The following is a 23,318-nucleotide window of genomic DNA, read 5'->3' on the forward strand; positions in this document are numbered from 1 at the left end:
TTCAGATCTGAATCTAACATCAGGTTCAGTTTTGCTCCAGGGAGGTGCGCCACGTGTTGACCGCCGCAGAGCCCAATCGCCGGCCCGGCCAGGCCGCCGACTTCCCGACGCACCGGGGCCGCCGCACGCAAGCGGCGATCGACGCGGCCGCCCGAACGGTTATCGCGCGCAAGGGCATCCTGGCCACGACCATCGCCGACATCGCGGCCGAGGCGGGCCGCTCGGCGGCGTCGTTTTACAACTACTACGACTCCAAAGAGGCGATGGTCCGGCAGTGGGCCCTGCGCTTCCGTGACGAGGCCAACCAGCGCGCACTGACGGTGACTCGGCACGGCCTGTCGCATCGCGAGCGGGCGTACGAGGCCGCGGCCGCGCACTGGCACACCTACCGCCACCGGCTGGCGGAGATGATCAGCGTGTCCCAGTTGGCGATGGTCAACGACGACTTCGCCCAGTACTGGGCCGAAATGTGCGCGATACCAATCTCTTTCATTACCGAGACGGTGCGACGGGCCCAGGCCGAGGGCTACTGCGCGGAAGACGACCCGCGGCTCATCGCCGAAGCGATCGTGGCGATGTTCAACCAGTTCTGCTACATCCAGCTCAGCGGGGCGCGCTCCGGCGAGCCCGACGATCGGGCCTGCATCCAGACGCTTGCCAACATCTACTACCGGGCCATCTACTCCCCAGGAGAGCCGCCGAAGTGACTCGTCATACTCCTGCAGCAGGCGTTATCCGTGAGTTCGTCGGGGTGCCGTCTCCCACCGCGGGCCGCGCAGGCGCCGGCGGCCATCCATGCCAGGGTCTGTACCACCGCGCGGTCGGGCGAAAGCCGAAGGTGGCGATGATCGGCACGCACTACCAGATCGACTTCTCCGAGCACTATCTCGCCGACTACATCGCCACCCGCGGCATCGGGTTTCTCGGCTGGAACACCAGGTTCCGTGGTTTCGAAAGTAGCTTTCTGCTCGACCACGCCCTGGTCGACATCGGTGTCGGGGTCCGCTGGCTGCGCGAAGTCCAGGGCGTGGATACCGTTGTGCTGCTGGGCAATTCGGGTGGCGGCTCGTTGATGGCCGCGTATCAGTCCCAGGCCGTCGAACCGAACGTGACCCCGCTCGAGGGCATGCGTCCGGCGGCCGGGCTGGGCGAGTTGATCCCTGCCGACGGCTACGTGGCCACCGCCGCCCACCCCGGGCGCCCCGAGGTGCTGACGGCGTGGATGGACGCCGCCGTCGTCGACGAGAATGATCCCGTTGCCACCGATCCCGAGCTCGACCTGTTCAACGAGGCGAACGGTCCCCCGTACTCGCCGGAGTTCCTGGCCCGTTATCGGACCGCGCAGACCGCGCGCAACCATGCCATCACCGACTGGGCCGAGATGGAGCTCAAACGCGTTCGTGCCGCGGGGTTTTCCGATCGGCCGTTCACCGTTATGCGAACGTGGGCGGATCCGCGCATGGTCGATCCGAGCATCGAGCCCACCAAACGTCAGCCGAATCTGTGTTACGCGGGCATCCCGGCCAAGGCCAACCGCTCCGCGCACGGCATCGCCGCCGCCTGCACGCTGCGCAACTGGCTCGGCATGTGGAGTCTGCGGGTGGCGCAGACTCGCGCCGAGCCGCATCTGGCCCGCATCTCCTGCCCGGCCCTGGTGATCAACGCCGACGCCGATACCGGCGTCTTTCCGTCGGATGCCCAGCGCATCTACGACGGACTCGCCGCCACCGACAAATCCCAATGCTCGATCGACACCGACCACTACTTCAGCTCGCCGGGCGCACGCACCGAACAGGCCGATACCATCGCCAAGTGGATATCCAAGCGGTGGCGCTAAGCATCTCGTGAGAGTACTGGCCCATTTCGTCCCCGGCGACAAGGTCCTCAATTTTGTTGCACCCGAAGCGGATTGGCTGGACATCCGTTGGTGTGCCGACGATGACTCCCCCGAATCGCAAGCCACCTTCTACCGTGAGCTGCCGCACGCGCAGGTGATCTGGCATGTGCTGCGGCCCCTGTCGGGGACGGACCTGCGGCGCGCGCCGCGCCTGCGGCTGGTGCACAAACTCGGCGCCGGAGTCAACACCATCGACGTGGAGACCGCGACGAAATGCGGTATCGCAGTGGCGAATATGCCCGGCGCCAACGCGCCGTCGGTGGCCGAGGGCACCGTGTTGCTGATGCTGGCGGCCTTGCGCAGGCTACCGGCCCTGGACCGCGCGGTGCGCCGCGGTTCCGGCTGGCCGGCCGACCCCGAACTCGGCGAGACGGTACGCGATATCGGCGGCTGCACCGTCGGTCTGGTCGGCTACGGCAACGTCGCCAAACGCGTCGGCGACATCGTCACCGCGATGGGCGCCACCGTGCTGCACACCAGCACCCGCGACGACGGGCGGCCCGGTTGGCGGCGGCTGCCCGAATTGCTGGCGGTCAGCGACATCGTCTCGCTGCACCTACCGTTGCGCGCCGACACCGTCCGTCTGCTGGACCGGGACGCGCTGGCCCGGATGAAACCGGATGCGGTACTGGTCAACACGTCTCGCGGAGCCGTCGTCGACGAAGAGGCGCTCGTCGCCGCGTTGCGCGCCGGCCGGCTGGCCGCGGCGGGCCTGGACGTTTTCGACGCCGAGCCGGTTGCGCCCGACAATCCCCTCCTGGGTCTGGACAACGTGGTGCTGACGCCGCACGTCACCTGGTACACGGCCGACACCATGCGGCGGTATCTGGTCGAGGCCGTTGCCAACTGCCGCCGGCTGCGCGACGGGCTTCCACTGGCCAATGTGGTCAACCAACCCACCGGTTGTTAGCTTGGAAGGCGCTGGCCGAAACGAGAGAGCGTGGGAAGGCGACCAATGCCGATCGCGATAACTCCTGAGCATCAAGACCTCGCCGATTCGGTGCGATCCCTGGTGGCGCGCGTCGCGCCGTCGGAGGTACTGCACGCGGCCATGGAAACACCGATCGAGAACCCGCCGCCGTACTGGCGGGCGGCGGCCGAACAGGGCCTGCAGGGGGTTCATCTGGCGGAGTCCGTCGGCGGACAGGGATTCGGCATCCTCGAGCTGGCCATCGTGCTTGCCGAGTTCGGCTACGGTGCGGTACCCGGACCGTTCGTACCGTCGGCGATCGCCAGCGCGCTGATCTCCGCGCACGACCCGGAGGCCAAGGTGCTCGCCGACCTCGCGTCCGGTGCGGCCATCGCCGCCTACGCGCTGGATTCCGGGCTGACCGCCACCAGGCAGGGTGACGTGCTGGTGATCCGCGGTGAAGCGAGCGCCGTTCCCGCCGCGGCGCAGGCGTCGGTGCTGGTGCTTCCGGTGGCGATCGACAGCGGTGACGAGTGGGTGGTGCTGCGCGCCGACCAGCTGGAGATCGAGCCGGTGAAGAGCGTTGACCCGCTGCGCCCGATCGCGCATGTGCGGGCCAACGCCGTCGAGGTCGGCGACGACGCGGTGTTGAGCAGCCTGACCATGGCGACCGCGCACGCGCTGATGACCACGCTGCTGTCCGCGGAGGCGATCGGCGTGGCGCGCTGGGCCACCGACACCGCGTCGGAGTACGCCAAGATCCGCGAACAGTTCGGCAGGCCGATCGGCCAGTTCCAGGCCATCAAGCACAAGTGCGCGGAGATGATCGCCGACACCGAGCGAGCCACCGCCGCGGTGTGGGATGCCGCGCGGGCCATCGACGAGGCAGGCCAAAACAATTGGGACACAGCAGGTTCCGCGGTCGAGTTCGCCACCGCCGTCGCGGCGACGCTGGCTCCAGCGGCCGCACTGCGCTGCACGCAGGACTGCATCCAGGTGCACGGCGGCATCGGGTTCACCTGGGAGCACGACACGAACGTGTACTACCGCCGGGCGGTGATCCTCGCCGCGTCCTTCGGACGCCGGTCGGAGTACCCGCAGAGGGTGGTGGACACCGCGACCACCACGGGGATGCGTGCCGTTGACATCGATCTGGACCCCGATACCGAAAAGCTGCGGTCCGAAATTCGGGCCGAGGTGGCGGCGCTCAAGGCGATGGATCGCGAGCCCCGCAAGGTCGCGATCGCCGAGGGCGGCTGGGTGTTGCCATACCTGCCCAAGCCGTGGGGCCGGGCGTCGACCCCGGTCGAGCAGATCATCATCGCCCAGGAGTTCACCACCGGCCGGGTCAAACGGCCTCAGGTCGGCATCGCCGCCTGGATCATTCCGTCGATCGTCGCCTTCGGAACCGAAGAACAGAAACAACGTTTCCTGCCACCCACCTTCCGCGCCGAAATGGTCTGGTGCCAGCTGTTTTCCGAGCCGGGCGCCGGGTCGGATCTGGCCGGGCTGACCACCAAGGCGACGCGGGCGGACGGCGGGTGGCACATCACCGGGCAGAAGATCTGGACCACCTACGCGCAGTACTCGCACTGGGGCGCGCTGCTGGCGCGGACGGATCCGTCGGCGCCGAAGCACAACGGCATCACGTATTTCCTGCTGGACATGCGCAGCGAAGGCGTCACGGTCAAGCCGTTGCGCGAGCTCACCGGCAACGCGATGTTCAACACCGTCTACATCGACGACGTGTTCGTGCCCGACGAGTGCGTGCTCGGTGACGTCAACCGAGGCTGGGAGGTCAGCCGCAACACCTTGACGGCAGAGCGGGTCTCGATCGGCAGCAGCGACGCGAATTTCCTTGCCACCCTGCCGGAATTCGTCGAGTTCGTCCGCGATGGCCAGTTCGACCAGATCGCGCAACACCGGGCCGGGCAATTGATCGCCGAAGGTCACGCCGCCAAGGTGCTGAACCTCCGCTCGACGCTGTTGACGCTGGCCGGCGGCGACGCCATGCCGTCGGCGGCGATCTCGAAGCTGCTGTCGATGCGCACCGGCCAGGGCTACGCCGAATTCGCGGTGTCCTCTTTCGGCACCGACGCCGCGATCGGCGACCCGGACCAGTTGGCGGGCAAGTGGGACGAGTACCTGCTGGCCAGCCGTGCCACCACCATCTACGGGGGCACGTCGGAGGTGCAGCTCAACATCATCGCCGAGCGGCTCCTGGGCCTGCCCCGCGACCCGTAAAAAGAATCCATGCCGACCCGAGGCCGGTCTCGGGTCGGCATGGATTGCCTTTGGCGGGGGGCCATGCCGGCCTCGCGGTGGTAGGCCGGCATGACGTTCCCCCCTCAGCGCGGGCGGGTCAACCTAAACGCTCGGCAGGACAAGGCTGACCGCGCCACGCGAAGCTAGCGGCTTGGCTCACCACCACCAGTTCCACCATTGCTGGGCGGGCCCCCACCAGTGACCGGGAGCCCAGAAGCCGCGACCCGGCGGGATGTTGCCCCAACCGTTGCCGGGGTGACCCCACCATCCGACATCGGGGCCGCGCCAAACCGGGCCGGGAACCCAACCGGGGCCTTTACCCCAACCGGGACCAGGGCCGCGCCAACCGGGGCCAGGACCGGGACCACCGCCCCCGCCGTGGCCTCCGCCGCCATGGCCACCTCCGCCCCCGCCGGGGCGGTCGGGGATCACACCGGGGCTAAGCGGTGTGCCGCCGTGCGGCCCGGCGGCGTCGAAGCTTGTCGCCGGAGTAGGCGCCGGCGCGGCCTGCGCCGCGGGAACGCCGCCGACCAGCATGGCTCCGGCCAGCGCGCCGGCGCCGACCGCGCTTGCCGCGGCCATACGCATGGATCGCAGTGAAATCATTTTCGCGACCTCCCTCCACGATCCTTCAATCTGATACTTAAAACGGTACCCACAAATTCTCAGGCAAACAACAGCCAATTCGCAAATCCCGGTAGTAGTTTATACAGGACTCATATTTAAAGACCTCCAGAAATACTGAGATCAGTAGACATTGTTTTTACGTCATAGCAGCTAAACAAGCGTCTACTGACTTACTGATGTACGCATTTCCTACTTTACGCGATTCATGAATTTGCGCCGCTCCGTGCCGCCCGCGAATTTGGACTCAAGAATCACACAGCGAACTTCGTAATTATGTCCTGCGATTACCGTGGTCGTCCCCCACACGCCGGCCGGCGGCGCCCGTGGCTCGCGGCGCGACTCGGGGCGACTTTAGTGACAGAATCGGTAGCAGACACATACTGATTTACTGACTTGCACCCACGAAGGGACGGCCGCCGCAGTGAGCTTCAACCCCAGCCGCACACCCGGCACGCCCCCCGACGACTCGACGACGACCGAGCGCCTCACGAGCTTCCGGCAACCGGGTGCCCCACGGATCGGCGGCCCAGCCCCGCGATCACGCGACTCAGGTGAGCGGCCGATCCGCATCCAGCGCACACGGCGCACCGTCGATCTGCCGGCGGCCACACACCGGGCGCTCGACATTTGGCAACGGGACGCGGCCGACCGCATCGGGGTCGCGAGGGTAACCGGACAAGAGGTCCTCACCGCGCTGATCGACCGGCTGCTGGGCGACCCCAAACTCGGGGCCGAGATCACGCGTGCCATCCAGGAACGGCGCTAGTCGATCTCCATCTCGCGCAGCTCGCGCTTGAGCACCTTGCCCGTGGGGTTGCGCGGCAGCTCGTCGAGGAATACCACTTCCCTTGGCACCTTGTAGCGGGCCAGGTGGTCGCGCACGTAGTGCTTGACGGTGTCCTCGTCGAGGTCGGCGTCCCCCTTCTTGACCACGAAGGCGCGCAGCCGGTGGCCCCACTCCTTGTCCTCGACACCGATCGCGGTGGCCTCCACGACGTCCGGATGTCCGGTGATGAGGTCCTCGACTTCGGCGGGGAAGACGTTCTCGCCGCCGGACACGATCATCTCGTCGTCGCGGCCGCTGATGTAGAGCAGGCCGTTTTCGTCGAAGTAGCCGACGTCGCCCGAGGACAACAGCCCGTCGATGATCTGCTTCTTGCCTCCGCCGGTGTATCCCTCGAACGGGAAGGCGTTGCCGACGAAGATCCGCCCGACCTCGCCCTGCGGCAACTCTTCGCCGTTGTCGTCGAAGATCTTGACCTTGACGCCCTTGACGACCGGCCCGACGGTCGACGAATTGAATTCCAGGTGCTTGGGCTCGGCGATCGTGGCGAAGGCGATCTCCGTCGAGCCGTACATGTTGTAGACCACCGGGCCCAGGTCCTTGAGCGCCCGTTCCGCCAGTTCGGACCCCAGCGCCGATCCGGATACGAACACGATCTTCAGGCTGGACAGGTCGGGCTTCTTGTCCATCTTCTCCACCGCGTCGAGGATGCGCGACAACATCACCGGCACCACGACCATGGCGGTGACCTTGTGCTTCTCGATGTCCTCCAACACCAGCGGCGGCTTGAATTTGCGGCGCAGCACCAGGGTCGAGCCGAGGAACATCCCGATGGTGCCGTGCAGAAAACCCAGTGCGTGGAACATCGGCGCCGGCAGCGAGGTCACCTCGCCGGCCTTGAACGGAACGTGCGACAGGATGCCCCCAATTGGCGCGAGCGTCGGCGGGGTGCTGCGGTTCGCGCCCTTGGGCGTGCCGGTGGTTCCGCTGGTCAGGATGATGATCGACGCGTGCTTGGACGCCTTCGGGGCGGGTGACTTGTCGCCGCGCTCGATCAGGTCTGCCAGCGTCTCGTCCTTGCTGCCCGACGGTTCGTCGGCGTCCGGGTTGGAACCGAGGGCGCGCAAGAAGCCCAGTTCCGGCTCCGCCTTGCTGACGGCCTTGGTGTACTCGTCGTCGTAGATGATCAGCTTGGCGCCCTCGCGCTCCGACACCTCCTTGATCTGCGGGCCGGAGAACTCGCTGTTGAGCAGGATGATGCGGGCGCCGACCCGGGCTGCACCGAAGTAGGCGATCAGAAACCAGCGGGTGTTGCGCGCCAGGATGGCGACGCCGTCGCCGCCCTTGACGCCCTTCTCGAGCAGCCCGTTGGCCACCGCGTGCGCGGCCTCGTCGAGGTCCTTATAGGAGAATTCGCCCTCCTCGTCGATGCACGCCGCCTTGTCGGGATGGCGCCGGGCATTGAGCGAGGGCAGCATGCCGAACTCGCCCCACTTGTAGATCTCCGCGCCCATCGCGGCGTAGTTCTGCGGTGGCTCGATCCGGAACGCGCCCGATTCGAAGATCTTGCGTACGTAGTGCAGTTCGGCCGTGCCCCGCTCGAGGTACTGCTGAACTTTGGAGACAGCCTGGCCGGGCAGGTCGAAGAGGTTAGGCATGAATTCCACCCTATGTGACGCAGGTCGCAATGGGCCGAGAAAATTTCCCCGGAATTACCATGAACCCCATGACCGCTCCGGTGTCACTGGACGTGGCCGGGCGCGAGGTCACCATCACCCATCCGGACAAAGTGGTCTTCCCCGGCGGGGCGGGCGCGGGCCGCCACACGAAGCTCGACCTGGTCCGCTACTACCTTTCCGTCGCCGACGGGGCGCTGCGCGGCGTCGCCGGCCGGCCGATGATTCTGAAACGCTTCGTCAAGGGGATCTCGCAAGAGGCGGTGTTCCAGAAGCGTGCGCCCAAGAACAGGCCGGACTGGGTGGACGTCGCCGAGCTGCGCTACGCGTCGGGCACCTCCGCCGAGGAGGCCGTCATCCACGACGCCGCCGGGCTGGCGTGGGTGATCAATCTGGGCTGCGTGGACCTCAACCCGCATCCGGTGCAAGCCGTCGACCTCGATCACCCCGACGAATTGCGGGTCGACCTGGATCCGATGCCCGGGGTGCCCTGGCAGCGGATCGTCGACGTCGCGCTGGTGGCCCGCGAGGTGCTGGAGGACTACGGGCTGACGGCGTGGCCGAAGACATCCGGGTCGCGCGGCTTCCACATCTACGCACGCATCGCGCCCCGCTGGGGCTTCCGTCAGGTGCGGCTGGCCGCCCAGACGGTGGCCCGGGAGGTAGAGCGGCGGGTGCCCGAGGCGGCGACGAGCCGCTGGTGGAAGGAGGAGCGCGAGGGCGTCTTCGTCGACTTCAACCAGAACGCCAAGGACCGCACGGTCGCGTCGGCCTACTCGGTGCGGGCCACCGCCGATGCCCGGGTGTCGACGCCGCTGCATTGGGACGAGGTCGCCGGCTGTAAACCCGAGGCGTTCACCATCGCCACCGTGCCGGACCGGTTTTCCGACCTGGGTGATCCGTGGGCGGGCATGGACGACGCCATCGGCGAGCTGGATCGGCTCCTGATGCTGGCCGAGGAACTGGGGCCGGCGGAAAAGGCGCCGAAAGGCGCCGGGTCGCGCGGCGACGGCCGGCGCCAGTCCTCGAAGCCGCTCATCGAGATCGCTCGCACCAAAACCAGGGACGAGGCGATGGCCGCGCTGGACACGTGGCGCGGCCGCTACCCCGCCGTCGCCGACCGGCTGCACCCGGCCGACGTTCTGGTCGACGGGATGCGCGGGCCGAGCTCGATCTGGTACCGGATCCGGATCAACCTGCAGCACGTGCCGGCCGACCAGCGCCCGCCGCAGGAAGAGCTGATCGCCGACTACTCCCCGTGGGAGGGCTACACGCCGCCGGCTTCCAGACGGGGCGCCGCGGATGCGGGACAATCGCCTCATGCAGGCGACTGAGCCGCCCCTGGGTCTGCGGGAGCGCAAGAAGATCAAGACCCGCCAGGCCATCAGGCGCGCGGCGTTCCGCCTGATCGAGCAGAACGGCTACGCCGCCACCACCGTCGAGCAGATCGCGGAGGCCGCCGAGGTGTCACCCAGCACCTTCTTCCGGTACTTCCCGTCCAAGGAGTCGTTGCTTTTGGCCGACGATCTGGACCCGCTGATATTGGCGGCCTTCGAGTCAGCGCCACCCGACCTGTCGCTGATCCAGGCGTTTCGCCGGGCCTATCAGACCGTCATGGCGCAGCTTCCCGCCGACCAGCTGGAGTTCGAGAACACCCGGCAGCGGCTGATGTTCTCCATCCCGGAGCTCAAGGCGGCGATGTACGACGAGTACTACCGCACCGTCAACGTCATGGCCGAAGCGATCAGCCGCCGAATCGGCCGGCCCGCAAGCGATTTCGAGGTCCGGGTGTTCGTCGGTGCGCTGACCGGCGCCATGATGGCCGCCTTCGACAATGCGCCACAGACCGCCGAGACGGTCTATCGGGCCATGGACTTCGTCGACGCCGGCATGCCGCTGGGCTGAGCGGCCAAACCGCGCGGCGGCGCAGGTGAGAGCGCGAAACGCGATACTCTCACGCGATGAAGAATCGGCGGGGATTCTTGCGGCTCGCCGGGGCCGCCGCGGCGGTCGGGGTCGCCGCCGTCTCGCCGGGGTGCTCGTCACCCAAGCCGGCGCCGGGCGCCGCTCCCCGCGGATCGGTGACGGTCAGCCACCTGTTCGGCCAGACCGTCGTCAAAGAGCCACCCAAGCGCGTCGTCAGCGCCGGCTACACCGAACAAGACGACCTGCTCGCGGTGGGCGTGGTGCCCATTGCGGTCACCAACTGGTTCGGCGACCAACCGTTCGCCGTGTGGCCGTGGGCACAGCCCAAACTCGGCGCCGCACATCCGGTGGTGCTCAACCTCGACAACGGGATTCCGGTCGACCAGATCGCCGGGCTGAAGCCCGATTTGATTGTGGCCGTCAATGCCGGGGTGGACGCCGACACCTATCAGAAGCTGTCGGCGATCGCCCCGACCATCGCGCAGTCGGACGGCGACGCGTTCTTCGAGCCGTGGAAGGAGCAGGCCACCGCGATCGGGCAGGCGGTGTTCCAGGCCGACCAGATGAGGTCACTGATCGACGCCGTCGACAAACAGTTCGTCGCGGTCGCCCAGAAGAATCCGCAGTGGCAGGCGAAGAAGGCATTGTTGATGCAGGGCACGCTTTTTCAGGGCACGGTGGTCGCAACCACGGCGGGCTGGCGCACGGACTTCCTCAACCAGATGGGCCTCGTGATCGCCGACAGCATCAAACCGTTCGGTAGCGATCATCGCGCAATCATCCCGCGCGATCAGATCAAGACGGTGCTCAATTCCGCCGACGTGGTGATCTGGACGACCGAAAGCCCGGACGACCAGAAGGCGATACTCGCCGACCCCGAGGTGGCGGCATCGCAGGCGACCGCGCAGAGCCGCCACATCTTCACCACCAAGGACCAGGCCGGCGCGATCGCCTTTTCCTCACCGCTGAGCTACCCGTTGGTCGCCGACCAACTGCCCCCGCAGATCAGCAAGATCCTGGGCTAGATCCCACTGTTTGAGCGTTTGCTAAGGCACCTCTGGCAGTGCTCGAAAATCCGCGGGCATTCCCTCGACCTGCCCGGATTCCGAGGTTACCGTCGAGTAATGAGCGTGACTGACCTCACCAGCGGCCTTTCCCGGGGCCTGCCCACGGAGCTGGTCGGCAACACCGTACTCGACTACGGCGACCGAGCTCTGATGGTGCAATGTGGCAGCACCGCAGAGGTATTGGCGTGGGCCGACGCGTTGCGCGCCGCGGCCCTGCCCGGCGTGGTCGACATCGTCCCGGCCGCGCGCACCGTGCTGGTGAAGCTCGACGGCCCGCGCAGCCAAGGCGTCATCCGGCGGCGTCTGCGCAAGATGCCGGTCACCGCCACCGAGACCGCCCCCGAGGATCGCCGTGCCGACGTGGTGATCGATGTCGTCTACGACGGCCCGGACCTCGCGGAGGTCGCCAGCCACACCGGGCTGTCGACTGCGCAGGTGATCAACGCCCACACCTCCACCCTGTGGCGGGTCGGATTCAGCGGATTCGCACCGGGTTTCGCGTACCTGGTCGACGGCGATCCACGCCTGCGGGTACCGCGCCGCTCCGAGCCGCGGACCTCGGTGCCGGCCGGCTCGGTCGCCCGTGCCGGCGAATTCAGCGCGATTTATCCACGCCAGTCGCCCGGCGGCTGGCAACTCATCGGCCACACCGACGCGGTGCTGTGGGACCTCGAGCGGCCCAATCCGGCGTTGCTGACGCAGGGCATGTGGGTCCAGTTCCGCGCCGCATGACCAGGGAGGGCGTCGTGACAAATCCGGATATCCAGCTGGAAATCTTGCGCACCGGACCCCTGGCCGTCGTCCAGGACCTCGGCCGCACGGGGCTGGCCCACCTCGGCGTCGGACGCTCCGGGGCCGCCGACCGCCGCTCGCACAGGCTGGCCAACCGTCTGGTGGCCAACCCCGACGACCGCGCCACCGTGGAGGTGACGTTCGGGGGATTCTGCGCGCGCGTCCGCGGCGGCGACGTCGACATCGCGGTGACGGGGGCCGACACCGACCCCACCGTCGACGGAATCACGTTCGGCACCAACAGCATTCAGCATGTCCACGACGGCCAGGTGATCTCGCTGGGCGCCCCGCGGGCCGGGCTGCGCACTTATCTGGCCGTGCGCGGCGGCATCTGTGTCGAACCGGTGCTCGGCTCGCGCAGCTACGACGTGATGTCCGCGATCGGCCCGTCGCCCCTCGCGGCTGGAGACCGGCTGCCGATCGGCGAGCACACCGACGACTACCCCGAACTCGACCAGGCGCCCGTGGCGGCCATTTCCCGGCATCTGGTGGAACTGCGGGTGGTGCCGGGACCGCGCGACGACTGGTTCGTCGATCCCGACGCCTTGGTGCACACGATCTGGATGGCCTCGGACCGCAGCGACCGGGTGGGGATGCGGTTGGAGGGCCGCCCGCTGCAGTATCGCTACCCGGATCGCCAGCTGCCCAGCGAGGGTGCGACTCGCGGCGCAATTCAGGTGCCGCCCAACGGTTTACCGGTGATCCTGGGGCCCGATCACCCGGTCACCGGCGGGTACCCCGTCGTCGGCGTGGTGATCGACGAGGACGTCGACAAGGTCGCCCAGGTGCGGCCCGGCCAGTACGTGCGGTTCCACTGGGCACGGCCCCGCGTTCCGGTCGGGGCCGGGGCGCACGCGAGCTCGGTGGGCGGACAGTTCTCGTAGTACCAGGCTCTGGACAAGGCTGGTAGACAAGGGGTGTGACCGCCCAGGTTCACACCGCTCGCCTGGTCCATACCGCCGATCTCGACGTCGAGACTCGGCAAGACGTCTGCCAGATGGTCAGCACCGCCTTCGCCGGCGACTTCACCGAAAACGATTGGGAGCACGCACTGGGCGGCATGCACGCCCTGATCTGGCGTCACGGCGCGATCATCGCGCACGCCGCGGTGGTCCAGCGGCGACTGCTCTACCGGGGAACCGCGCTGCGCTGCGGCTACGTCGAGGGCGTCGCGGTGCGGGAGGACTGCCGCGGCCGGGGCCTGGTGCACGCGCTGCTCGACGGCGTCGAACAGGTGGTGCGCGGCGCCTACCAAGTGGGGGCCCTCAGTTCGTCGACCCGGGCGCGCGGGCTCTACGCGACCCGCGGCTGGTTGCCCTGGCGCGGCCCCACCTCCGTACTGGCCCCGACCGGGCCGACCCGCACGCCCGACGACGACGAGACGATATTCGTGCTGCCGGTCGGAATCAGCCTGGATACCTCCGCGGACCTGATGTGCGATTGGCGCGCGGGAGATGTGTGGTAAGTGCTATCGGGCGAAAGCCCGTATAGCACAAAATGTATTGCACCTCACACCGGATTTCACAGCGGGGCCTGAGTCATACCACAGTCGCGAATCCGATTGTCCTTCAGCGAGTTACCAGACAACTGGGATTCAACTGACAGGCGATTTCGGCGCAATCGAGTTGACGGGGTTCGGTCGCGAATGTGAGCATCGAAACTCGCGGCAGGGCGTGGCCGCCTTACCCGCGCCACCCCAAATCCCGTCCAGGAAAGGCGAATACCTCATGGGTCGCAACCACCGCATCACGGACTGGGACCCGGAGGACACCGCGGCCTGGGAGGCGGGCAACAACAAGGTCGCCCGCCGCAATCTGCTGTGCACGATGGCCGGTGACCATGCGGCGTTTTCCATCTGGTCCCTCTGGTCGGTGATGGCGCTGTTCATGCCCGCATCCGTGTATGGCTTTACCGCGGGCGACAAGCTGCTGCTCGGCGCGGTCGCGACGCTGGTCGGCGGCTGCGCTCGTATCCCCTACACCCTGGGCATCGCGTCCTTTGGTGGCCGCAACTGGACGACCTTTTCCGCTTTCGTGCTACTGATCCCCACCGTCGGCACCATCGTGCTGCTGGCCAATCCCGGCCTGCCGCTGTGGCCCTATGTCGTGTGCGCCGCTCTGACCGGGCTGGGCGGCGGCAACTACGCGGCCTCGCTGGCGAACGTCAACGCCTTCTACCCCCAGCGCCTCAAGGGCGCCGCGCTGGCGATCAACGCCGGCGTCGGCAACCTCGGCGTCGCGGTGATCCAACTGGTCGGCCTGCTGGTGCTCGCCACGGCCGGTCACCAGGCGCCGTACGTGGTGTGCGCGGTCTATCTGGTCCTACTCGCGATCGTCGGCATCGCGGCCGCGCTGTGGATGGACAACCTCGACCACGGTATCGAGGTGCACACCATGCGCTCGGTCCTCTTCGAGCGCGACACGTACGTGATCTCGCTGCTCTACATCTGCACCTTTGGCTCCTGGATCGGGTTCGCCTTCGCGTTCGGTCAGGTACTGCAGGTCAACTTCGTGGCGGGCGGCGAAAGCGCCTCGCACGCATCGCTGCACGCCGCGCAGATCGCTTTCGTTGGGCCGCTGCTGGGATCGCTGGCGCGGATCTACGGCGGAAGGCTGGCCGACCGGTTCGGCGGCAGCCGGGTCACCCTCGGCGTCCTCGCCGGCATGATCCTGGGCGCCGGGTTGTTGGTCACCATCAGCACGCTCGACGACCGCGGTGGCCGCAACGGCCCCTTCGCGATGATCGGCTACGTCATCGGCTTCGTCGTGCTGTTCATTCTGTCGGGCATGGGCAACGGCTCGGTGTTCAAGATGATCCCGTCGGTCTTCGAGGCGCGCAGTCGCACGCTCGACGCCGGCGAGGCGCACCGCCGGCACTGGTCGCGCGCGATGTCGGGATCGCTGATCGGCTGGTGCGCCGCGGTCGGCGCACTCGGCGGCGTGGGGATCAACTTGGCGCTACGCGAGTCCTACCTCCGCAGCGGCACCGAAACGTCGGCGTATTGGCTGTTCCTAGCGTCCTATGTGGTGGCCGCGGTCTTGACTTGGACCACATATGTTCGCCGTCCGGTCAGTGCGCACAGTGTCGGAGGACCGGCGCTCGAGGCCGAGCCGGCTCGGGTGTGATCGTGGTCGCAACGAGGGCAATGCGTCAGCAATTGTGCGGTAACGCGGCGGAAACGTCGTAGGCATACACAGTTGATATGGCCCAGCAGCCCTCTGTGCCTCTGACCGGCTATCGGATCGCGGTGACGTCCGCGCGCCGCGCCGAGGAGCTGTCCGCGCTACTGCGCCGCAACGGCGCCGAGGTCTTCAGCGCGCCCGCGATCAACATGATCGCACTGCCCGACGACGACGAATTGCACGGCAACACCGAGGCGTTGATCGCCAAGCCACCCGACATCCTGGTCGCGCACACCGGCATCGGCATGCGCGGCTGGCTGGCCGCCGCCGAGGGGTGGGGTGTGGGCCATCAGCTCGTCGCGGCGCTGTCGTCGGCCCGGATCGTGGCGCGCGGACCGAAGGCGACGGGCGCGCTGCGCGCCGCCGGCCTGCACGAGGAATGGTCGCCGAAATCCGAATCCTCCACCGAGTTGCTGAAATACCTGCTCGAATCCGATGTCTCCGGAATGCGGGTGGCGGTCCAACTGCACGGCGCCGCCGACGCGTGGGATCCGTTCCCGGAATTTGTCGGTGGATTGCGTTCGGCGGGTGCGGAAGTGGTGCCCATCCGGGTGTACCGGTGGAAACCGACACCGCTGGGCGGTGAGTTCGACCAGCTGGTCACCGAGCTTGCGCGACGGCAATTCGACGCCGTCGCCTTCACGTCGGCACCGGCCGCGGCGGCGGTGCTGGAACGCAGCCGCGACTTGGATATCGAGGACCAACTGCTGAAGGCCCTGCGCACCGACGTGCACGCGATGTGCGTGGGCCCGGTGACGTCCCAGCCGCTGATCCGACAGGGCGTCCCGACGTCGTCCCCCGAGCGAATGCGGTTGGGGGCCTTGGCCCGCCACATTGCCGAAGAGCTGCCGCTGCTGGGCTCGTGCAACGTGAAGGCCGCCGGTCACCGCGTGGACATCCGGGGAACCTGCGCTCTGGTGGACGGTTCGGTCAAATCGCTGTCGGGCTCCGGGATGGCGATCCTGCGCGCGCTGGCGCAACGGCCCGGCGATGTCGTCGCCCGCGACGACCTGTTACGGGTGCTGCCCGGCAACAGCAACGATCCGCACGCCGTCGACACGGCGGTGCTGCGGCTGCGGACGGCTTTGGGCGACAGGAACATTGTCGCGACCGTGGTCAAGCGCGGCTACCGGCTGGCCGTCGACGAACCCGCGGGACGGCTATGAACCTGATACTGACCGCACACGGCACCCGCGCGCCGGGCGGCGTCGCGATGATTGGAGACCTTGCGGCGCAAGTGGGTACGCTGCTGGACCGCAGGGTGCAGGTGGCGTTCGTCGACGTGCTGGGCCCGACCCCCAGCGAGGTGCTGTCGCAGTCAGACGGCCGGCGCGCCATTGTGGTGCCGGCGTTCTTGTCTCGCGGATATCACGTCCGCACCGATCTGCCCGCCCACGTGGCCGCCAGCGGACATTCGAACGTCATCGTCACCCCGGCCCTGGGGCCCAGCGGCGAGATCGCGCGGATAGTCTTCTACCAGTTGATGCAATCGGGTTGGCGGCCTGGGGATTCGGTGATTCTCGGTGCGGCGGGAACCTCCGATCATCGAGCGCGCGCGGATCTGCACACCACCGCGACGTTGTTGTCTGCGCTCACCGGATCGCGGGTGACCCTGGGATTCGCGGCGACCGGCGGACCCTATGTGGATGAGGCGGTCGAGCGCGCTCGCCGGGACGGCGCCCGCCGGGTCGCGGTCGCCTCGTACCTGTTGGCCGACGGGCTGTTTCAGCAACGGCTGCGTGATTGCGGCGCCGATTTCGTCAGCCAACCTCTCGGCCCGCATCCCGGCCTGGCGCGGTTGATCGCGAACCGATTCCGTAGGGCCGTGCCATACCCGGGCCAACGGCCGAGGCTGAGGTCGAAATCCGTGGAGCACAAAGCCTTGTACGCAAGGCGCGCCGAGGCTCGCAACGCTTGATCTTTGCTCGCTGACGGGTGATCCTGGCACCATGTCGCGTCGCGAAGAGCCATCGCGTGGGCTCCTCGACCCGGTCGCCAAGATGCTGCGTTTGCCGTTCGGCACACCGGAGTTCATCGATCGAATCGTCACCGGCGGGGCCAGTCAGGTGGGCCGCCGAACGCTGCACATGCTGATCACCACCTGGGATGCCGCCGGTGGCGGGCCCTTCGCTGCGAGCGCGGTCGCGTCGACCGGCATGGCCAAGACCGCCGAAATCGTCCAAGGAATGTTCATCGGCCCGGTTTTCGGACCGCTGCTGAAAATCCTCGGGGCCGACAAGGTCGCCGTGCGGGCGTCGCTGTGCGCCTCTCAGTTGGTCGGCCTGGGCATCCTGCGCTACGGCGTTCGATCCGAGCCGCTGCACTCGATGTCGGTGGACGCGCTCGTCGACGCGATCGGGCCGACGATGCAGCGCTACCTTGTCGGCGATATCGACTGAACGATCAGGGGGCGACGCGCGCGACCTCGATGAGGCGATCGGTCGTGACGCGCACCGGGTACACCGGCACCGACACTTCTGGGTCGTCCAGGCAAATGCCGTCGTCGAGTGCGAAAGCCTGCTTGAGGATGGGGGATTGGACGGTGGCGCGGCCGCCGCGGTCTCCGACGATGCCGCGCGAGATCACCGCCGCGCCGGAGAACGGGTCGACGTTGCCGACCGCGTGCACCGACCCGTCGTCCAGCCGGAACAGGGCCACCTGCGAGCCGTCGTCGAGCAGCACGCCGACACCCCGACCCGGAATGAGGTGGTCGTAGGCGCAGGCGATGGTCCACACCTGAATGTCGTTGAGAAGTGTCACAATTCCTCCCTCGTCACCCGCGGACCCGCGGCATCCCAATAGGCACAGGTACTTTGCGACCGGCGCGCTCGGTGAATGTCACCGTCGAGTCGACGGCGTCCGGGGCGTTGACGAAGGACACGAACCGCGACATCTTGTCCGGGTCCTCCAGCACGCCCTTCCATTCGCACTTGTAGTTCTGCACGTGCCGCGCCATCGCGGCCTCGAATTCCTCGGCCAGGCCCAGCGAGTCGTCGCACACGACCTCGCGCACGTGATCGAGCCCGCCTTCGAGCGATTCGACCCAGGGCGCGGTGCGCTGCAGCCGGTCGGCGGTACGGATGTAGTACATCAAGAACCGGTCGATGTAGCGGACCAGCGTCTCGGTGTCGAGATCGCTGGCCAGCAGCTGCGCATGCCTCGGAGTCATGCCGCCGTTGCCGGCGACGTAGAGGTTCCACCCCTGCTCGGTCGCGATGACGCCGACGTCCTTGCTGCGCGCCTCGGCACACTCCCGCGCGCAACCCGAGACGCCGAGCTTGATCTTGTGCGGTGCCCGCAGACCCCGGTAGCGCAATTCCAGGTCGATGGCCAGCTGCACCGAATCCTGCTGCCCGTAACGGCACCAGTCGCTGCCCACGCAACTCTTCACCGTGCGCAGTGCCTTCCCGTAGGCGTGGCCGGATTCCATGCCGCCGTCGACCAATCGCTTCCAGATCTGAGGCAGCTGATCTACCCGCGCGCCGAACAGATCGATCCGCTGGCCGCCGGTGATCTTGGTGTAGAGCCCGAAGTCCTGGGCGATCTGCCCGATCAGAATCAGATGCTCGGGCTTGATGTCACCGCCGGGGACCCGCGGCACCACCGAGTAGCTGCCGTTCTTCTGAATGTTGGCCAGGAAGTGGTCGTTGGAATCCTGCAGCGATGCTTGCTCGCCATCCAGGATGTGGTCGGAGCCGGTCGACGCGAGGATGGATGCGACCACGGGCTTGCAGATGTCGCAACCCTTTCCGCGACCGAAGCGCTCCAGCAGGCCCGAGAACGTCCGGATTTCGGTGGCGGAAATGATCTCGAAAAGCTCGGCCCGCGACTGGCTGAAGTGTTCGCACAGCGCCTTGGACTGTTCCACGCCCTCGGCTTCCAGGAGCTGCTTGAGCAGCGGCACACACGACCCGCACGAGGTGCCGGCCGCGGTGCACGACTTGAGTGCGGGAACATCGCCGCAGCCGTCGGCGATCGCGCACTTCAGATCGCCCTTGGTGACGTTGTTGCACGAGCAGATCTGCGCCGAGTCCGGAAGCGCCCCAACCCCCAAAGCCGAAGCGCCCCCGCCGGACTGCGCGGGAGCGATCAGCGCAAGCGGATCCCCGGGCAGCTCGCTGCCGACCATCGGCCGTAACACCCCGTACGCCGAGGCATCGCCCACCAGCACCCCGCCCAGCAGGGTTTTGGCGTCGTCGGAGAGCACCAGCTTGGCGTACGTCTGGTTCACCGCGTCGTTGATGGCGACCTCGAGGCAGTTCTCCGTCGTCCCCATCGCGTCACCGAAGCTGGCGACGTCGACACCCAGCAGCTTGAGCTTCGTCGACAGGTCCGCATCCGGAAACTCCGCGGCGCCCTCCAGCAGCCGGTCCACCACAACCTCGGCGGACGTGTAGCCGGGGCCCACCAGGCCGTAGCAGCGCCCCTCGATCGCGGCGACCTCGCCGATGGCGTATACGTCGGGATCGCTTGTCTGGCAAGACAAGTCGGTCATCACGCCGCCCCGGTCGGCGATCGTCAGCCCGGCCGCCCGGGCCAACTCGTCGCGCGGCCGGATGCCGGCGGCGAAGATCACGAGGCCGGCATCGATGACTTCGCCGTCGCTCAGGCGCACCCGCACCGAGGTCGAGCCGTCCGGATGCTGGATGTTCTCGATCGAGTCGGTACCCGTGCCGACATGCACCGCGATCCCAAGCTCGCCGATCATCCGGGCCAGCAGCGCGCCACCGGCCTCGTCGATCTGTTGAGCCATCAGCCGCGGCATCATCTCGATGACGTGTGTCTGCAACCCGAACTGGCGCAGCGCATTCGCGGCCTCGAGCCCCAGCAGGCCACCGCCGATCACAACGCCCGCCAGGTCGTGAGCGCCGTCACGCGCGCGTTCGGCGCCGGCGCGGATGGCGTCGAGGTCGTCGAGCGTGCGGTAGACGTGGCACGCGGGCAGGTCGTGACCCGGCACCGGCGGCACGAAAGCGAACGAGCCGGTCGCCAGCACCAGGGCGTCGTAGCTGTGCCGCTGGCCGTCCGCGGTGATCACCGACTTTGTCGCGCGGTCGATTTCGGTGACGCGCGTGTTCAGCAACAGGCGCACCCGCTCGTCGCCGGCGTAGTCATTGCCGGGCAACGCCAACAGGCCGCGGTCCCAGCTTTCGGTGTACGACGTCAGGCCGACACGGTCATAGGCCGCATCGGCCTCCTCGGCCAAAACCGTAACCCGCCAAGTCCCGTCGGCATCGCGGGCGCGGAGCGCCTCGACGAAGCGATGCCCCACCATGCCGTGCCCGACCACGATGATGTGGCGCGCGGCACAGTGTGCGGACGGAGTTCCGGCGGAAGCCATGCCAAGAGAGTAGAAGCGAGAAATTAAGGAAACGTCGCCCAATGTGACACTCGTATGACGGCCACCTCACACCTCACGCGGGCGGTTGTGAACGTGTTTCTCCCACGGCGAACGAGCAGGTGGAACTTTAGCGTGCTCGACTCATGTTTGTACTAGTAGCCGGCTGGCAAGTTGCCGGTCACAGCAAACTCCCAACAGAGTTCAAGGAGACGGACATGAGTAACCTCGCATTGTGGTCGCGACCGGCCTGGGACACCGACCGGTGGCTGCGCGACTTTTTCGGTCCCGCCGCGACCGCGGACTGGTTCAAGCCGGTCACCAGTGGCTTTATGCCCGCTGCGGAGATCGCCAAGGAGGGCGACGACGCGGTGGTGCGTCTCGAACTGCCAGGTATCGACGTCGACAAGGACGTCAACGTCGAGGTGGAGAATGGCCACCTGGTTATCCATGGCGAACACCGTGACGAGCGCTCCGAGGAGGAGAACGGCCGCACATTGCGTGAGATTCGTTACGGTTCGTTCCGCCGGTCGTTCCGGCTGCCCGGCCACGTCACCAGCGAGGCCGTCGCGGCTTCCTACGACGCGGGCGTGCTGACGGTCCGGGTCACCGGAGCCTACGCGGGTGCCCAAGCGCAGCGGATCGCCATCAGTAAGTAATCAGACGAATGAATCCGGCGGGGCCGCAACGGCTTCGCCGGATTCGTCGCACCCGCTAATACTAAAACCGTTGCCCGACAACGGTTCCCGTTGCGGGGTTTAACCCCAGCGGGCGAGCAACTCGCGGGCCCTACCGGCGAGGGCGGCCTGCAGGAACGGGCCGAAGCTGATCCGGGCGACCCCCAGCGGGCCGAATGACGCCGGGTCATCCTGATCCGGCAGCGCGATCGCGTTGATCGGCAGCGGCAACTCGGTGGCCAAGCGCCGCAAGGTCTCCGGGTCGTGGCGGCCCACCGGATAGAGGACATCGGCGCCCGCGGCGGCGGCCTCGGTCAGCCGCGCCACCGCCCGGTCGACGCGGTCGGCGTCGTCGCCGTCCCTGCGCAGGAAGAGATCGGTGCGGGCGTTGATCACGACATGGACGCCGGCCGCGTCGGCGGCCGACCGCAGCGCACCCACCAGTTCGGCGTGTTCGGCCGCGGACCGCAGCCGCTTGCCCTCGGAGTGCACGGTGTCCTCAATGTTCAGCCCGACGGCGCCCGCGCTGAGCAGGCCCTCGATCAGGCGCCCCGCCGGCTGGCCGTAGCCGGACTCGAGGTCCACCGATACCGGGGCGTCGACGGCCGCGGTGATCTGGGCGACCCGGGCCACGACGTCGTCGAACGACATGCCCTCGCCGTCCGGTTTGCCGATCGAATCCGCAAGCGGATGGCTACCGACGGTCAGCGCGACGAATCCGGCGTCGGTGGCGAGGCGCGCCGACCAGGCGTCCCACACGGTCGGAAGGATGACCGGCCGGCCCGGCCGATGCAGTTCGAGCAGCGCCGCGGCGCGGCGCGCCAGCGCGGTCTGACCTGTCATGGTGTTTGCCCCCTGGGGCCGTGCGGAGTGACCTGCCTCACGTGCGGTCGGTCGGGTGGATAGTATCGGGAGCGTACTGTGATCCGTAACACCCTTCTGCCCTAGGAGATCCGTTGTCGAGCCCCGCTGACACCACCGAACTCGCCGAACTTCACGACCTCATCGGCGGTCTGCGGCGGTGCGTGAGCTCCCTGAAGGCGCGCTATGGCGACAGCCCGGCGCTGCGTCGCATCGTGATCGACGCCGACCGGATCCTGTCCGACATCGAACTGCTCGATACCGACGTCTCCGAATTGGATTTGGCCCGCGCCACGGTGCAGCAGTCCGGCGAGAAGATCACCATTCCCGACACCCAGTACGACACCGACTTCTGGCGCGATGTCGACGACGAGGGTGTCGGGGGTCACAGCAGGTCCTGACAACCAAGCCCCCCGTAAAAGGGAGGCCTCTCTCTGTGTACCCTTCGACCAACAGCCCGTTCGAAGAGGAACACTAGATGAGCGCACCAACGGCGAACCGTCCTGCGTCCGGCGTTTTCTCAGCCACTCGCGCGCAATTGCCCGAAAGGACACTTCGCACCGACCGCTGGTGGCAACCGCCGCTGGTGACCAACCTCGGCCTGTTGGCGTTCATCCTCTACGCGACCACCCGCGCTTTCTGGGGCAATAGCTATTGGGTGGACAAATACCACTATCTGACGCCGTTCTACTCGCCGTGCGTCAGCGCGTCCTGCGAACCGGGCGCCAGCCATCTCGGTGTCTGGTTCGGCCATTTCCCGTGGTGGATTCCGTTGGGAATGCTGGTATTACCGTTCCTGCTCGGCTTCCGGATCACCTGCTACTACTACCGGAAGGCCTACTACCGCTCGGTGTGGCAGTCGCCCACCGCATGCGCGGTGCCCGAACCGCGGGCCCACTACACCGGCGAGACCCGGATTCCACTGATCATTCAGAACAGCCACCGCTACTTCTTCTATGTCGCGCTAGTGGTCTCGTTGGTCAATACCTACGACGCGATCATGGCGTTCCACTCCCCATCCGGATTCGGATTCGGTTTGGGCAACGTCATTCTGGTCACCAACGTGCTGCTGCTCTGGGCCTACACCGTTTCCTGCCATTCGTGCCGGCACGTTACCGGCGGGCGGCTCAAGCATTTCTCCAAACACCCGGTGCGGTACTGGATCTGGACACAGGTCAGCAAGCTGAACACCCGGCACATGCAATTCGCATGGATCACGCTGGGGACGCTGGCACTCACAGACTTCTACATCATGCTGGTGGCCAGCGGCACCATCACCGACTTGAGATTTGTTGGCTGAAAAGCCAATTCGCCGA

23 protein-coding genes are annotated in these 23,318 nt (G+C 67.3%); 18 read left to right on the plus strand and 5 right to left on the minus strand.

Translation table 11 applies throughout. The features are described 5' to 3' along the window. The first annotated feature begins 53 nt into the window (after positions 1–53). From ACQI5H_RS16850 to ACQI5H_RS16865, 4 genes are read left to right on the plus strand one after another with little or no spacing between them, the layout of a single operon-like run. Positions 54–707 carry a TetR/AcrR family transcriptional regulator gene (locus ACQI5H_RS16850; RefSeq protein ID WP_427080475.1) on the plus strand — a complete coding sequence of 218 codons (654 nt, stop codon included), beginning with the start codon at positions 54–56 and terminating at the stop codon, positions 705–707. Then, positions 704–1,837 (plus strand): alpha/beta hydrolase, encoded by a 1,134-nt coding sequence (locus tag ACQI5H_RS16855; RefSeq protein ID WP_427080476.1) that lies wholly within the window; start codon positions 704–706, stop codon positions 1,835–1,837. Before ACQI5H_RS16850 ends, ACQI5H_RS16855 begins: the two co-directional genes overlap by 4 nt. A 7-nt stretch (positions 1,838–1,844) precedes the next feature. Beyond that, a complete protein-coding gene (locus ACQI5H_RS16860; protein WP_427080477.1) occupies positions 1,845–2,807 on the plus strand; it encodes an NAD(P)-dependent oxidoreductase in 963 nt (320 codons plus the stop codon). 45 nt (positions 2,808–2,852) lie between these two features. Further along, on the plus strand, positions 2,853–5,051 hold the full coding sequence (locus tag ACQI5H_RS16865; protein ID WP_427080478.1) for an acyl-CoA dehydrogenase: 2,199 nt from the start codon (positions 2,853–2,855) through the stop codon (positions 5,049–5,051). Between the two features lie 177 nt (positions 5,052–5,228). On the opposite strand, the gene ACQI5H_RS16870 is transcribed toward ACQI5H_RS16865, so the two are convergent. Then, complete coding sequence (locus tag ACQI5H_RS16870; protein WP_427080479.1) at positions 5,229–5,678, minus strand: hypothetical protein; 450 nt, start codon at positions 5,676–5,678, stop codon at positions 5,229–5,231. Positions 5,679–6,120: 442 nt separating this feature from the next. Here ACQI5H_RS16870 and ACQI5H_RS16875 point away from each other — a divergent pair, with 442 nt between their 5' ends. Beyond that, complete coding sequence (locus ACQI5H_RS16875) at positions 6,121–6,465, plus strand: ATPase (RefSeq protein WP_427080480.1); 345 nt, start codon at positions 6,121–6,123, stop codon at positions 6,463–6,465. Here the strand turns inward: ACQI5H_RS16875 and fadD2 are convergent. Beyond that, the gene (gene fadD2, locus ACQI5H_RS16880) at positions 6,462–8,141 is read right to left on the minus strand and encodes a long-chain-fatty-acid--CoA ligase FadD2 (protein WP_427080481.1); all 1,680 of its coding nucleotides are present in this window, start codon (positions 8,139–8,141) and stop codon (positions 6,462–6,464) included. The genes ACQI5H_RS16875 and fadD2 overlap by 4 nt on opposite strands. A 59-nt stretch (positions 8,142–8,200) precedes the next feature. Between fadD2 and ACQI5H_RS16885 the strand changes: the two genes are divergently transcribed. The 10 genes from ACQI5H_RS16885 to ACQI5H_RS16930 all read left to right on the plus strand — a co-directional run bounded on the left by ACQI5H_RS16885 (position 8,201) and on the right by ACQI5H_RS16930 (position 17,525). Then, a complete protein-coding gene (locus ACQI5H_RS16885) occupies positions 8,201–9,493 on the plus strand; it encodes a DNA polymerase domain-containing protein (protein WP_427080482.1) in 1,293 nt (430 codons plus the stop codon). Next, entirely contained in the window at positions 9,480–10,064 is a 585-nt protein-coding gene (locus ACQI5H_RS16890) for a TetR family transcriptional regulator (protein WP_427080483.1), read from the plus strand. Before ACQI5H_RS16885 ends, ACQI5H_RS16890 begins: the two co-directional genes overlap by 14 nt. Before the next feature lie 56 nt (positions 10,065–10,120). Further along, positions 10,121–11,110, plus strand: coding sequence for an ABC transporter substrate-binding protein (locus ACQI5H_RS16895; RefSeq protein WP_427080484.1), 990 nt, complete (start codon positions 10,121–10,123; stop codon positions 11,108–11,110). A 99-nt stretch (positions 11,111–11,209) separates the two neighbouring features. Continuing rightward, the gene (locus ACQI5H_RS16900) at positions 11,210–11,884 is read left to right on the plus strand and encodes a 5-oxoprolinase subunit B family protein (protein ID WP_427080485.1); all 675 of its coding nucleotides are present in this window, start codon (positions 11,210–11,212) and stop codon (positions 11,882–11,884) included. Positions 11,885–11,913: 29 nt separating this feature from the next. Next, positions 11,914–12,828, plus strand: coding sequence for a 5-oxoprolinase/urea amidolyase family protein (locus ACQI5H_RS16905; protein ID WP_427080549.1), 915 nt, complete (start codon positions 11,914–11,916; stop codon positions 12,826–12,828). A 35-nt stretch (positions 12,829–12,863) separates the two neighbouring features. Continuing rightward, the gene (locus ACQI5H_RS16910) at positions 12,864–13,409 is read left to right on the plus strand and encodes a GNAT family N-acetyltransferase (protein WP_427080486.1); all 546 of its coding nucleotides are present in this window, start codon (positions 12,864–12,866) and stop codon (positions 13,407–13,409) included. Positions 13,410–13,671: 262 nt separating this feature from the next. Beyond that, the gene (locus tag ACQI5H_RS16915; RefSeq protein ID WP_427080487.1) at positions 13,672–15,069 is read left to right on the plus strand and encodes a nitrate/nitrite transporter; all 1,398 of its coding nucleotides are present in this window, start codon (positions 13,672–13,674) and stop codon (positions 15,067–15,069) included. Positions 15,070–15,146: 77 nt separating this feature from the next. Beyond that, complete coding sequence (locus ACQI5H_RS16920; protein WP_427080488.1) at positions 15,147–16,292, plus strand: uroporphyrinogen-III synthase; 1,146 nt, start codon at positions 15,147–15,149, stop codon at positions 16,290–16,292. Then, positions 16,289–17,044 carry a sirohydrochlorin chelatase gene (locus ACQI5H_RS16925; protein WP_427080489.1) on the plus strand — a complete coding sequence of 252 codons (756 nt, stop codon included), beginning with the start codon at positions 16,289–16,291 and terminating at the stop codon, positions 17,042–17,044. Before ACQI5H_RS16920 ends, ACQI5H_RS16925 begins: the two co-directional genes overlap by 4 nt. A gap of 31 nt (positions 17,045–17,075) precedes the next feature. Next, positions 17,076–17,525, plus strand: a complete 450-nt coding sequence (locus tag ACQI5H_RS16930; RefSeq protein WP_427080490.1) for a hypothetical protein — start codon at positions 17,076–17,078, stop codon at positions 17,523–17,525. A 4-nt stretch (positions 17,526–17,529) separates the two neighbouring features. Here the strand turns inward: ACQI5H_RS16930 and nirD are convergent, their stop codons facing one another. Further along, a complete protein-coding gene (nirD, locus tag ACQI5H_RS16935; protein WP_427080491.1) occupies positions 17,530–17,886 on the minus strand; it encodes a nitrite reductase small subunit NirD in 357 nt (118 codons plus the stop codon). Between the two features lie 13 nt (positions 17,887–17,899). After that, positions 17,900–20,467, minus strand: a complete 2,568-nt coding sequence (gene nirB, locus ACQI5H_RS16940) for a nitrite reductase large subunit NirB (RefSeq protein ID WP_427080492.1) — start codon at positions 20,465–20,467, stop codon at positions 17,900–17,902. A 215-nt stretch (positions 20,468–20,682) separates the two neighbouring features. Here nirB and ACQI5H_RS16945 point away from each other — a divergent pair, with 215 nt between their 5' ends. Next, the gene (locus tag ACQI5H_RS16945; protein ID WP_427080493.1) at positions 20,683–21,123 is read left to right on the plus strand and encodes an Hsp20/alpha crystallin family protein; all 441 of its coding nucleotides are present in this window, start codon (positions 20,683–20,685) and stop codon (positions 21,121–21,123) included. Positions 21,124–21,222: 99 nt separating this feature from the next. Here the strand turns inward: ACQI5H_RS16945 and ACQI5H_RS16950 are convergent, their stop codons facing one another. Next, entirely contained in the window at positions 21,223–21,984 is a 762-nt protein-coding gene (locus ACQI5H_RS16950; RefSeq protein ID WP_427080494.1) for an isocitrate lyase/PEP mutase family protein, read from the minus strand. 113 nt (positions 21,985–22,097) lie between these two features. On the opposite strand from ACQI5H_RS16950, the gene ACQI5H_RS16955 reads away from it, so the two are divergent. Then, the gene (locus tag ACQI5H_RS16955) at positions 22,098–22,403 is read left to right on the plus strand and encodes a hypothetical protein (protein ID WP_076123650.1); all 306 of its coding nucleotides are present in this window, start codon (positions 22,098–22,100) and stop codon (positions 22,401–22,403) included. A 77-nt stretch (positions 22,404–22,480) separates the two neighbouring features. Then, positions 22,481–23,302 carry a hypothetical protein gene (locus ACQI5H_RS16960; protein ID WP_427080495.1) on the plus strand — a complete coding sequence of 274 codons (822 nt, stop codon included), beginning with the start codon at positions 22,481–22,483 and terminating at the stop codon, positions 23,300–23,302. Positions 23,303–23,318: the final 16 nt, after the last annotated feature.

It is taken from the genome of Mycobacterium heidelbergense, assembly GCF_050205645.1.
Classification (GTDB): domain Bacteria; phylum Actinomycetota; class Actinomycetes; order Mycobacteriales; family Mycobacteriaceae; genus Mycobacterium; species Mycobacterium heidelbergense_A.